General features: G+C 70.6%; 8 protein-coding genes. 2 read left to right on the forward strand and 6 right to left on the reverse strand.

Annotated features, from left to right (window positions below; all coding sequences use genetic code 11):
• From cofD to hemQ, 6 genes are all read right to left on the reverse strand, one after another.
• The coding region (gene cofD, locus RWP81_RS10275; RefSeq protein WP_314455757.1) for a 2-phospho-L-lactate transferase at positions 1 to 909 on the reverse strand (909 nt) is incomplete at its 3' end.
• A 241-nt stretch (positions 910 to 1,150) separates the two neighbouring features.
• A complete protein-coding gene (gene hemL, locus RWP81_RS10280) occupies positions 1,151 to 2,491 on the reverse strand; it encodes a glutamate-1-semialdehyde 2,1-aminomutase (RefSeq protein ID WP_314455760.1) in 1,341 nt (446 codons plus the stop codon).
• A gap of 178 nt (positions 2,492 to 2,669) precedes the next feature.
• On the reverse strand, positions 2,670 to 3,653 hold the full coding sequence (hemB, locus tag RWP81_RS10285) for a porphobilinogen synthase (protein ID WP_314455762.1): 984 nt from the start codon (positions 3,651 to 3,653) through the stop codon (positions 2,670 to 2,672).
• Complete coding sequence (locus tag RWP81_RS10290) at positions 3,650 to 4,462, reverse strand: uroporphyrinogen-III synthase (protein WP_314455765.1); 813 nt, start codon at positions 4,460 to 4,462, stop codon at positions 3,650 to 3,652. Before RWP81_RS10290 ends, hemB begins: the two co-directional genes overlap by 4 nt.
• Positions 4,459 to 5,457 carry a hydroxymethylbilane synthase gene (hemC, locus tag RWP81_RS10295; protein ID WP_314455768.1) on the reverse strand — a complete coding sequence of 333 codons (999 nt, stop codon included), beginning with the start codon at positions 5,455 to 5,457 and terminating at the stop codon, positions 4,459 to 4,461. Before hemC ends, RWP81_RS10290 begins: the two co-directional genes overlap by 4 nt.
• Positions 5,454 to 6,125, reverse strand: a complete 672-nt coding sequence (gene hemQ / locus RWP81_RS10300; protein ID WP_314455771.1) for a hydrogen peroxide-dependent heme synthase — start codon at positions 6,123 to 6,125, stop codon at positions 5,454 to 5,456. Before hemQ ends, hemC begins: the two co-directional genes overlap by 4 nt.
• A 52-nt stretch (positions 6,126 to 6,177) precedes the next feature.
• Here hemQ and RWP81_RS10305 point away from each other — a divergent pair, with 52 nt between their 5' ends.
• Entirely contained in the window at positions 6,178 to 7,053 is an 876-nt protein-coding gene (locus RWP81_RS10305) for a DUF4239 domain-containing protein (RefSeq protein ID WP_314455775.1), read from the forward strand.
• 148 nt (positions 7,054 to 7,201) lie between these two features.
• The coding region (locus RWP81_RS10310; RefSeq protein ID WP_314455778.1) for a hypothetical protein at positions 7,202 to 9,817 on the forward strand (2,616 nt) is incomplete at its 3' end.

Consider the following 9,817-nt stretch of genomic DNA (forward strand, 5'->3'; position numbering starts at 1 on the left):
TGCGGCACGCGCGGCGGTGAGCGTTGCGCTGCGCTCGTCCTCCGCCGCGGCGGCCGCGTCCTCCTCGGCCAGCAGCCACGCGTCGAGCAGGCCGTCCGCCGACCGCGCCCCGTAATGCTGCGCCACCGCCGCGGCAGACGTCTCCACCCCGATCGCCGTCAGGCAGACGTCCGCCATCCCGCGCACGACCCGCCCACCGATGATCGGCGACACGCCCACCACCCGCGCCGCGGTTTCGCGCAGGGCCTCGCGCACACCCGGCACCGTGAGGATCGGACCGATCGACACGACGGGGTTCGACGGGGCCAGCAGCACCACGTCGGCCGCAGCGATCGCATCCGTGACTCCGGGCGCGGGTACGGCATCCGTGATCCCGGGGTTCTCGAACGCGCGGGGCGTGAGCTTCGCGCGGTGACGGGTCCACCACTCCTGGAAGTGCAGGCGACCGCCGTCCTCCAGGAGCACGTGAGTGTCGACCTCGCTGTCGGTCATGGGCAGCAGACGGATGCCGAGCGGCCACCGCTCCGCCATGCGCGCGAGCACCTGTGTCGGCGTCAGCCCCTCGCGCAGCCACCCGGTGCGGGCGAGGTGCGTGCCGAGGTCGAGGTCGCCGAGCGTGAACCACGGCCACCCCGCACCCCACGACTGGAGTTCCTCGTTCACGCGTTCGGTGTCACCGGCTCGACCCCAGCCGCGCACGGTGTCGTTCACCCCCGCCAGGGCGTAGGTGATCGAGTCGACGTCGGGCTGCAGCCGCACGCCCGAGAGCCACAGGTCATCGCCCGTGTTGACCACGACGGTGGCCTCGGGTGCGTCGAGTCGACGCAGCGCCGCCCGCACGCCGAGGGTGAACTTCGATCCCCCGACTCCTCCGGCGAGCACGACGACGCGAGGCTGAGGAATCTGCATCCGTCCAGTCTTCCACCGCGCGACCCAGACCCGTGGCCGCCGCCGCGCGTCGGGGCCGCGCGTCGGGGCCGCGCGTCACGCGCACTCCCCCGTGGCCGACGCCGTGCACAACTCCGGATAATCAGGCGCACGCACAGCCGCGGGTCGCGGAGTTCCGGGGAATCGGCCGACCGCACCGCATTTCTGCAGGAGTTATGCACCACCGAGCGACGCGTCGGAACGCGGGAAACCGCCCCGGCCCCTACTGCGCGAGCAGCGTCGGGTCCAGCGCCTCCGCCGCGGCCTTGGCCGCCCCGGGCAGCGTCGAGATCACGTGCTCGAGAGCGGCATCGTCGTGTGCGGCGGTGAGGAACCACGCCTCGAACACGCTCGGCGGCAGCGAGACACCGGCATCCAGCATCGAATGGAAGAACGACGCGTAGCGGTAGGACTGCTGTGTGAGCGCCGTGGCGTAGTCGAGGGGCACCTCGGGGAGGAACGCGACGCCGAACAGCGAACCGGCGCGCGGCACGACGTGCACGACACCCTCGGCCGTCAGCGCAGAGTCGAGCGCATCGGCGACACGGGCCGCCGCGGCGTCGACCGCGGCGTAGACCTCGGGGGTTGCGAGGCGCAGCGTCGCGAGGCCCGCGGCGACCGACAGCGGATTCCCCGAGAGCGTTCCCGCCTGGTACACCGGGCCGAGGGGCGCGAGGTGGTCCATGATCTCGGCGCGCCCCGCGAGCGCGGCCAACGGCATCCCTCCACCGACGACCTTGCCGTAGGTGAGGATGTCGGGCAGATAGGTCTCGCCCTGCGAGGCCTGGAGGCCCCAGAAACCGGCGGAGTGCACGCGGAAGCCGGTGAGCACCTCATCCATGATGAGCAGGGCGCCGTGGCTGTGGGCGATGTCGGCGAGCGCGGCGTTGAAGCCGGGCAGGGGCGGCACGACGCCCATGTTGGCGGAGGCCGCCTCGACGATGATCGCGGCGATGTTCTCGCCGTGCACCTCGAAGGCCTCGCGAACGGCGTCGAGGTCGTTGTAGGGCAGCACGAGGGTCTGCGCGGCGATGGGCGCGGGAACGCCCGCCGAGCCGGGCAGGGCGAGGGTGGCGACACCCGATCCGGCGGCGGCCAGCAGCCCGTCGGAGTGGCCGTGGTAATGCCCGGCGAACTTGATCAGCAGGTCGCGCCCCGTCACGCCGCGCGCGAGACGGATTGCCGTCATCGTCGCCTCGGTGCCGGTGGACACCAGGCGCACCTTCTCGATCGGCTTCAGCTCGCCCACCTGCACACGGTGCGCGATGAGGTCGGCGAGCTCCACTTCGGCTCCCGTGGGTGCGCCGAACGACAACCCGCGGGATGCCGCAGACCGGACCGCCTCGACCACCTCGGGGTGCGCGTGACCGAGGAGCGCCGGACCCCACGAGGCCACGAGGTCGACGTACTCGCGGCCCGCGGCATCCGTGATGCGGGGTCCGGATGCCGACTGCACGAACCGGGGCGTCCCGCCCACGGAGCCGTAGGCGCGCACGGGCGAGTTCACGCCGCCCGGAATGACGTCCTTCGCGCGGGCGAACCACTGATCGTTGAGATCGGTCATGGGGTGCTCATCCTCTCGATGTGCATAACGCAGGAGAATCGGGGGCCGTCCTGCGCCGCGGGGTCTGCAGGGTCAATCTTTCCGGAGTTGCCGGTGCAGAGGCAGCGAGCACCGGTGGGAATCTCCTGCGTTGTGTCCGGCTGGGGCCGGGCAGCGAGGCGCGGCAACCGAACGGGGCTCAGAGATCGGCGCGCAACCAGCGGGCGGCCTCGACGGCCCAGTACGTCAGGATCGCGTCGGCGCCGGCACGGCGGATGCCGAGCAGGCTCTCGGTGATCGCGCCCCGGCGGTCGATCCATCCGTGGGCTGCGGCGGCCTCGATCATCGCGTACTCCCCCGACACCTGGTAGGCCCACACCGGTACGTCGACCGAGGCCTTCACCTCGGCGAGCACGTCGAGGTAGGGCAGCGCGGGCTTGACCATGACCACGTCGGCGCCCTCTTCGACGTCGAGAAGCGCCTCGCGCACGCCCTCGCGGCCGTTGCCGGGGTCGAGCTGGTACGAACGGCGGTCGCCCTTGAGCTGCGAGTCGACGGCCTCGCGGAACGGGCCGTAGAACGCTCCGGCGTACTTCGCCGAGTACGCCAGGATGAGCGTGTCGGTGAAGCCCTCGGCATCCAGTGCTTCACGCACCGCGCCGACCTGGCCGTCCATCATTCCCGACAGCCCCAGCATGGCCGAGCCCGCCCTCGCCTGCGCGAGACCCATCGCGGTGTAGCGCTCGAGCGTGGCGTCGTTGTCGACGGCCCCGTCGGGCTGCAGGACCCCGCAGTGCCCGTGGTCGGTGAACTCGTCGAGGCACAGATCGGTCTGCACGACCAGCGCGTCGCCCACCTCGGCCACGACGGCCTCGGTCGCCACGTTCAGGATGCCGTTCGGGTCGTCGGCGCCGGAACCCACCGCGTCGCGGGTCTCGGGCACGCCGAACAGCATGACGCCACCGATGCGTTCCTCGGCCGCCTCGGCGACCGCGCGACGGAGCGAGTCGAGGGAGTGCTGGACGATTCCCGGCATCGAGCCGATGGGACGGGGCTCGGCGAGGCCTTCACGCACGAAGAGCGGCAGCACGAGCTGCGCGGGCACGAGGTGCGTCTCACGAGCGAGACGACGGACGGCGGGGGTGCGGCGCAGGCGTCGCGGGCGATGCTCGGGAAAACTCATGGGGTCGATTCGGTGGGGACGGGGAAACGGGCGACCGCGTCGATGAGGGCATCGACTGTCTGCCGTTCGGCGACGACGTCGACGCTGAGCCCGGCGCGCTTCGCGTCCTTGGCGGTACGGGGACCGATCGCGGCGATGACGGTGGATGCCGGGATGTCGGGGAACTGCTCGACGACCTGTTCGGCGACCGACCCGCTGGTGACGAGGATCGCGTTGATGCGCCCGGAGTGCACGTCGCCCGCGATCTTCTCGGAGACGGGGACCCCGACGGTGCGGTATGCCACGACGCTGCGCACGTCGTGGCCCGCCTCGATGAGCAGACGCGTGAGCACCGGCTTGGCGATCTCGCTGCGCAGGGTTAGCACCTTGCGGGGCTCGGATTCGAGGTCGATCATCTGCTCGGCCATCCCTTGCGCGGAGTTGTCGCGCTCGGGCACGAGGTCGACGCGATACCCGACTGCCTGCATGGCGGCGGCCGTCGTCTCGCCCACGACGGCGACGCGGGTCTGCGCGGGGATGACCGCCTTGTAGGCGTAGAGCACGTCGACCGTCGTCGCGCTGGTCAGCGTGAGCCAGTCGAATGCGCCGGCGGCGAGATCGGCCAGGGCTTCGTCGAGGGTGGCCTGGTCGTTCGTCGGCGCGAAGTTGATCAGCGGAGCGATGACCGGGGCGGCTCCGAGCTGCCGGAGGCGAGCGGCGACACCGTCGCCCCAAGGTCCGCCGCGCGGCACGAGGACGCGCCGTCCGGCAAGGGGCTTGGGCACGCTGCCCGTCGAGGGGTTCGGCGTGTGCCAGTGGCCTTCATTCATGTGGTCGACTCTCGTGGTACCAGGTCGGCCGCCCCGCGTTCGAGCAGCCGACGCGCGGCTTCTCGGCCCATACGCGTCGCGCGCGCGATGGATCCCCCGTCGTCGGCAGCATCCGCATCATTGCCACTGCCCGGTTCCCGAGCATACCCCGAGTCAAGTCGCACCGTCCGATCGATGCCGATCCGGCGGGATCCGTCGAGGGCGTAGACGATCGCGCGCAACCGCAGGTCGCCGTCGGCGATCGAGGCGTGCGTCCCCACGGGCGCGCTGCAGCCGGCATCCAGAGCCGAGAGCACCGTACGCTCCGCCGTGATGGCCGTGCGCGTGTCCGCGTCGTCGAGCTGAGCGAGTGCGTCGCGGATCTCGTCATCGATGTCGGTGCGGGTCTCGACGGCGAGCGACCCCTGCCCGGGAGCGGTGGGCCACTCGCTGAGACCCAGCTCTTCGGCGTGCAGCCCACCGAGATCGCCGCCCAGGCGCGAGATGCCCGCGGCCGCGAGGATGACGGCATCCAGCTCCCCGTCGCGTACCCGCGCGAGACGCGAATCGACGTTGCCGCGGATGTCGTGGATGTCGAGCCGAGGGTTGTGCCGCCGGGCCTGCGCGATGCGACGGGGCGAGCCGGTACCGACGCGGGACCCCGGCGGGAGCGAGCCCAGCGGGGTGCCGTCGCGCGTCACGACGACGTCGCGGGCGTCCTCGCGCGCGGGCGTCGCCGCGATGACCAGCCCCTCGGGCTGGAGCGTCGGCAGGTCTTTCAGCGAGTGCACGAGGAAATCGCACCGGTCGGCGGCGAGCGCTTCGCGCAGACCGTTGGCGAAGACCCCGCGTCCGCCCAGCTGCGACAGCGAGGCACGGTTGACGTCTCCCTCCGACACGATCGGCACCAGTTCGACGACACGCCCCGACACCGCGGCCACGGCATCGGCGACGGTCTGCGACTGCGTCATCGCGAGAGCGCTGCGACGCGTACCGAGGCGAAGGGGTGCGCTCACTGCAGGATCTCGGGGATCTCGTCGAGGGTTACGAGGCGACCCGTGTAGAACGGCACCTCCTCGCGCACATGACGACGGGCCTCGGTGTAACGCAGGTCGCGCATCATGTCGACGAGGTCGGTGAGCACCTCGGCTTCCATCGGCAGGAGCCACTCGTAATCACCGAGAGCGAAGGATGCCACGGTGTTGGCGATGACGCCGCGGTACTGCGACCCCTTCTTGCCGTGCTCGATGAGCATCTCGCGGCGCTCCTCCTCGGGCAGCAGGTACCACTCGTAGCTGCGCACGAAGGGATAGAGGCAGAGCCACTGCTGCGCCTCGATACCCCGGAGGAACCCGGGCACGTGCGACCGGTTGAACTCGGCGTCGCGGTGCACGCCCATGGCGTTCCACGTCGGCAGGAGGTTCTTCAGCAGCTCGGTGCGACGGAGGCGGCGCAGGTCGCGCTGGAGCGCCTGGGGGTCTTCGCCGTGCAGCCACACCATCAGGTCGGCGTCGGCGCGGAGGCCGCTGACGTCGTAGAAGCCTCGGACCGTGACGCCGTCGGCCTCGACGAGCGAGACGAGGTCGGCGAGCTCGGTCGCGTCGACGGCGGTGACGGGGTTCTCGGGATCGCGGCGGAAAACCGCCCACAGCGTGTAAACGGAAGAAGAGCTGTCGTGGGACATGCGTCCTAGTCTCGTCTCGCTGCGGCGGCGGGCCAAACCGGTTGACTCACCGGTGGAAGACCGACAGGTGCGGCGCGCCGCCCGCCATTGGTACTGTGCGACGACGGTGTCGGGGGATGCCGCCGTGAAGGGGTGCCGGATGTGGCTCTACGACCTGCCGTTGTCCGTGGGACTGCCGGTGTTCATCGTGCTCGTGGTCGGCGGCTCGTGCGCCATCCTGCTGGTCCTGCGCAGGTGGGTCTTCCGGGTCGCACCCCAGGGTGAGGAGTGGGACCGCGTCCTCAGCTACGCGGTCGGCGCCTACGGCGTCTTCTACGGAGTGACCCTGGCGCTCATCGCCGCGGCGGCCTACGGCAACTTCACCGAGGTCGACGGCGTCGTCCTCCAGGAGTCCTCGACGCTCGCCGCGCTCTACCGCACGGGCGCGCTGCTTCCGGAACCGGCTTCGACACAACTGCAGCTGCAGATCGCCGAGTACACGCGCAACGTCATCGACCTCGACTGGCCGATGCAGCGGCAGCTCCTGATCCCCGCCGAGACGGATGCCAACATCACCGCGATGCAGCAGGCGATCGCTTCCGTGCAGCCCGCCTCCCCCGCCGAGATCCTGTACGTGCAGCAGTCGCTCGATCAGTTCCACTCGCTCGTCGAGAGCCGGCGGGAGCGCATCGCCCTCACCCACCTGGCGCTGCCGAGCGTGCTGTGGATCGTGCTGGCCGTCGGCGCGGTACTGAACGCGATCCTCATCGGCCTCATCGAGGTGCGAAACCTCCGCGTGCACCTGCTGATGTCGGCGATGCTCGCGCTGTTCGTCGCGCTGCTGCTCTACGCCATCGCCGGTTTCGACCACGCCTACGCCGGCCCGATCGCCGTGACACCGGAGTACTTCGAGGATCTGCTGCAGGGACTGTTCGCCGCCGAGCCGTGACCTGCAGCCAGCCCTGAGCGCCTCGAGGGACCGAACGGCCTCGGGGCCGGTCGACGTGCGACCGCTCAGATTTCGGTGGCGCCGACCTCCCGCGCCTGACACAGTGAACTGCGCCCCCGCGCGACGACCCGAGATGATTCGAGGCCCCATGCTCCGCTCGCGCACCCCCCGACGATCCCGCCGCTTCTTGAAGTACCCGGCCGCCGTCCTCGCGGGCGCGGTCATCGTCGCCGGGAACGTGGTCGCGGCCCCCGCGCCGGCGCAGGCCGCGTGGGAGGACGACGCGCAGAGCTGGATTGCGAGCATGCAGACCGGTCTCGGCTGGGCCGAGGGACTGTTCGGTCTCAAGACCGGGCCGTGGAACACCGCTCTCTCGATCGCCTCCCCATTGATCTCGGCGATCTTCGGCGGTTCGTCCGCTCCGTCGATCGGCGACGTGCTGGAACGCCTGAAGCAGCTCGACGACATCGAGCACAAGATCGATCAGGTGCAGAACTCCCTCGTGACGATCGAGGCGGAGATCGCCACGGTCGGCCAAGACGTCCTGACCGGCACCTGCGCCGTGCAGGCCAGCCGACCGCGCGACTATCTCACCAAGCTGGCTGCCGCGAACGACGCCTACGCGAACGTCGTCGACAAGATCGATGAGGTGCGCGTGGGCACCGCCGACGAGGACGACCTCAAGGTCGCGATCAACTCGTTCATCGCGTACACGACCGGCGAGAGCGAGGCCATCCTTCCGGACCACAGCGCCTTCGCGGAATCCCTCCGCAGCGTGCACGCGGACATGGGTACCACCGGCGGCGTCGCGGGCATCATCCAGAGCTGCGGGCGCGCCTACCTCAACGACTGGAAGATCGGGAACACCTCCGCGGCGGCGTTGAGCGGGATGCCCGCGACCGCTCACGGCGCGTGGCTCGATGATCGCGACTACTACGACCCGCTGCAGAAGCTCGTCTCGTTCTGGCAGACCGCCGTCGCGCAGGGCACCTACCTCCACCAGCAGGCATCCCTCATGAGGGTCAGCAGGGACTACGTCACCGCCCACGGCCCCCTCAGCGTCGAGGATTCCGCGAGGGTCTGCGCCCTGGCGAAGACGAACGGCCCGGCGATGGCGAGAGCCACGTGCGAGGGCGGCCTGACCCTCGCGAAGACCATCTACAACGGCTTCGCGGCCGAGTGGCGAGAGGTGGGCGTGCCGATCAGCGACACGAACGTCGTGATGAGCATGGGCACCGATGTGACCGGCCTGTCGTACCAACCCACCACACCCCGGGCGGCCGGGGCCCCCGCCGACGAGCCCCTCCTCTCGGCCGGAGCGCCGGTGGGGGTGGCATCCCGGGTGTGGGCGAGGGATCCCTCGACCTTCCCGGCGGCGTGGACGACCGGGACCTGGTCGACGACCGCCGGCGCCGTCTCGGCCTACGGGATCGACGGATTCGTGCCCGCGGGCTCACAGCAGTGGTCCGACCTGAGCAACGGCTACCGTGCGACGCACCCGACGGTGCAGACCACGACACGCGAAGAGGCCATGCCGTGGCGGTCGGGGAGCGGATGGCAGAACTCCGGTGTGGCCCCCTTCGCCCCGCTGGACATTCTCACGACCATGAAGGATTCCGTGTCTCCGGCGCCCGCGGGCACCGATCCCTCGCACGCATTCACGGTGAAGGCGGACACGAGCGCGTGGATGCCGAACGAGGCGGCCAGTCAGAACTTCCCGATGTGGCGGAGTCCGATACCGGAATGGTCCCGGGGCACGGGCCTGTCGTTCCCGCACTCGCGACTCTGGATGACTGTCGACTTCGCGCCGCGTGTGCTGGATGACGCGAAGATGAGTGTCAAGTGCTTCGTCGCAACACAGGACGGCGCCGTGTGCCACGAGTCGGTGGGGTCATGGTGGGTGAACCGGCTCTCGATCGAGGGGGCCATGTCCGTGCAGAACGCGTACCGCGTCACGCCCGTGAACCCCGACATCGACAGCATGGTGATGATCGACAGGAAGCGCGAGTGCCGCGGCCAGCCGAACATCGACGAGGAATGCGCGACCATCATCGACGCGATGTACTCCACCCGCGGCGAGTCGTTCGCCCAGGGTGCGCCCTCATGGCTCGCCCCGATCGATGCGGCCAACGGGGAGCATTACGAAGGAGACCCCGCCGCCACCCGGACGCTCTGGCCGAGCGCTCCCGTTCCCGACTGCGCCCTCACCACCTGGGGCGCGAAGACCCGGTGCGGGCCCGCCCTGGAAGCGTGGATCACGTCGCACGTCCCCAACCCGAGCCTCAGCGGACCCGTCGCCACCACCGACGTCACCGTCGACCGGGCTGACGACGGAACCGCCGTATGCGTCGCCCCCGCCTGGAGCACGAGCTCGGTCATGCAGTACGGCGACGTGGCGTGGACAGCCTGGTCGCGCACCGGGAAACCCTTCACCAAGGTCGTCCCGTTCGGCGCCCACCTCGATCTGCTCGCCCTCGTGACGGAGGCGGGCTGGAACACGGGCGGCAGCGCCGGGGAGTCGGGGCGGATCACCCTCCGTTGCTCGTTCACCGCCCGCACCGCCGAGGTGGCGAACGAGACGGAGGTGCGCAGTGCGACCGTCGCCGCCGTCCGCGTCGACGATCACTTCGTCTTCCCGAGCGTCGGCGTGGGGACGCCGGGCGATCCGGGGGTCACGCCCGGTCCGGGCGTCATCCCGGACCCGTCCGGCGCGGCACCGGTCGGCGCCGCGGGATCGTCGGCGGCGGGCATCTCGGCGCACGAC

The sequence above is a fragment of the uncultured Microbacterium sp. genome, from assembly GCF_963521695.1.
Classification (GTDB): Bacteria; Actinomycetota; Actinomycetes; order Actinomycetales; family Microbacteriaceae; genus Microbacterium.

Excerpts from the sequence above, each read along its gene's own strand:
- hemL (WP_314455760.1), bottom strand. The coding sequence starts at position 2,491 with ATGACCGATCTCAACGATCAGTGGTTCGCCCGCGCGAAGGACGTCATT.
- RWP81_RS10290 (WP_314455765.1), bottom strand. The coding sequence starts at position 4,462 with ATGAATGAAGGCCACTGGCACACGCCGAACCCCTCGACGGGCAGCGTG.
- hemQ (WP_314455771.1), bottom strand. The coding sequence starts at position 6,125 with ATGTCCCACGACAGCTCTTCTTCCGTTTACACGCTGTGGGCGGTTTTC.
- hemB (WP_314455762.1), bottom strand. The coding sequence starts at position 3,653 with ATGAGTTTTCCCGAGCATCGCCCGCGACGCCTGCGCCGCACCCCCGCC.